Below are 2,056 nucleotides of genomic sequence, written 5' to 3' on the forward strand. Positions count from 1 at the left end.
GCTCGCGCGCGCCGGGCGACCGGCGAAGGACCAGGCCCTGCTGGCGGCGGCCGCCGCCATCCGCGCGCGGCAGGAGGCCATCCTGGCCGCCAATGCCGCCGACCTGGAAGCGGCGCCCGACCTCTCCTCGTCCTTCCGGGACCGGCTGGTGCTGAACCCCGCCCGCATTGAGGCCATGGCCAAGGGGCTGGAGGAAGTCGCCGCCCTGCCCGACCCCGTGGGCCGCGTGCTGGCGGAATGGACGCGCCCCAATGGGCTGGTCTTCCGCCGCGTGGCGCAGCCGCTGGGCGTGGTCGGCATGATCTATGAAAGCCGGCCCAACGTGACCGCCGATGCCGCCGCGCTCTGCCTGAAGGCGGGCTCGGCCGTGCTGCTGCGCGGCGGCACCGAGGGCGCGCGCAGCAGCGCCGCCATCCATGCCTGCATGGCCGAAGGGCTGCGCGCCGCCGGCCTGCCGGAAGCCGCCATGCAGATCGCCCCCACCCAGGACCGCGCCTTCGTGGGCGCCATGCTGCGCGCGGCGGGGCTGATCGACCTGATCATCCCGCGCGGCGGCAAGGGGCTGGTGACGCGGGTGATGGAGGAAGCGCGGGTGCCCGTGCTGGCCCATGCCGAGGGCCTCTGCCACACCTACATCCACGCCGCCGCGGATTGCTCCATGGCCCGCAAGCTGCTGGCGAACGCAAAGATGCGCCGCACCGGCGTCTGCGGCGCCACCGAGACGCTGTTGATCGATGCCGCCATCGCGCCAGAGTTGCTGCCGCTGCTGGTGGAAGACCTCGCGGCGCTGGGCTGCTCCTTCAAGGCGGATGAGCGGGCGCGCTCCATCCTGCCCGCCCTGCCCGTGGCCACCGAGGCGGATTACGCCACGGAATGGCTGGATGCCATGCTCTCCATCAAGGTGGTGGACGGGGTGGAAAGCGCCCTGGCACATATCCGCCGCTATGGCAGCGAGCACACGGAAGCCATCGTCACCGAGGATGCCGAGGCCGCCGCCACCTTCCTCAACGGGCTCGATTCGGCGGTGGGCATGTGGAATGCCTCCACCCAGTTCTGCGATGGCGGCGAATTCGGCTTCGGGGCCGAGATCGGCATCGCCACGGGGCGGCTGCACGCGCGCGGCCCGGTGGCGCTGGAACAGCTCTGCACCTATCGCTACCACGTCATCGGCACCGGCCAGACGCGTGCATAGCGCCGTGCCCGCCCTTCGCGCCGCGTCCTGAGCCTTTGCGCCCGCCTTTCGAGCCGGCCCGCTTCGGCGACCGGCGCCGCCTGCGGATCGGCCTGCTGGGCGGCAGCTTCAACCCGGCGCATGAAGGGCACCGGCACGTGGCCCGCATGGCCTTGCGGGCGCTGCGGCTGGACCAGGTCTGGCTGATGGTCTCCCCCGGCAATCCGCTGAAGGCGGCCAGGGGCATGGCGCCCTTCGCCGAGCGCCTGGCCTCCGCCCGCCGCATGGCGCAGCCGCCGCGCATCCTGGCCACGGAGATCGAGGCCGCGCTGGGCGAACGCTACAGCACCCGCACCCTGGCCAAGCTGGCCCGGCGCTTTCCGCTGGCCCGCTTTGTCTGGATCATTGGCGCCGACAACCTGTGGCAATTGCCGCGCTGGCGGCAATGGCAGGCCCTGGTGGAACAGACGCCGGTGGCGGTGCTGCCGCGCCCGGGCTGGACCCGCAAGGCGCTGGCCGGCAAGGCCGCGCACCGGCTGCGCCGCTTCCGCCGCCGCCCTGGCCGGCTGCCGGAACACGGCCCGGCCTGGGCGCTGGTGCCGGCGCGCGAGAACAGCCTCAGCGCCACAGCCATCCGCGCGCACGCGGCCTTGAACGCCCCTGGGGAAAAGCCCAGGGGAATCGATGCTGGCGGGCAACCGCCCTCCCGCGCCATACAGATCGCAGATCGTGTAAACGCCGACACGAAAGACTAGAGGACGCACCATGGCCCGTACCCCCACCAAGCCGCCCGCCGGCAAAACCCCGCGCAAGCCGGCTGCCGCCGCCACCCGCGTCCCTGGCCGGGCCGCCACGCTGCGCACCGCCAAGCCGGCCGCCGCTGCC

At 73.1% G+C, this 2,056-nt stretch carries 2 protein-coding genes; both read left to right on the plus strand.

Features of this window, described 5'->3' with window-relative positions; translation table 11 throughout:
• Nucleotides 1-1,192: glutamate-5-semialdehyde dehydrogenase (locus tag IBL25_RS25860; protein ID WP_187781306.1), on the plus strand; the 1,192-nt coding region annotated here is incomplete at its 5' end.
• Between the two features lie 35 nt (nucleotides 1,193-1,227).
• Nucleotides 1,228-1,926 (plus strand): nicotinate-nucleotide adenylyltransferase, encoded by a 699-nt coding sequence (locus IBL25_RS25865; RefSeq protein ID WP_187781307.1) that lies wholly within the window; start codon nucleotides 1,228-1,230, stop codon nucleotides 1,924-1,926.
• Nucleotides 1,927-2,056: the final 130 nt, after the last annotated feature.

Origin of the sequence: Pseudoroseomonas ludipueritiae (assembly GCF_014490445.1) — a bacterium.
Taxonomy (GTDB): Bacteria; Pseudomonadota; Alphaproteobacteria; order Acetobacterales; family Acetobacteraceae; genus Pseudoroseomonas; species Pseudoroseomonas ludipueritiae.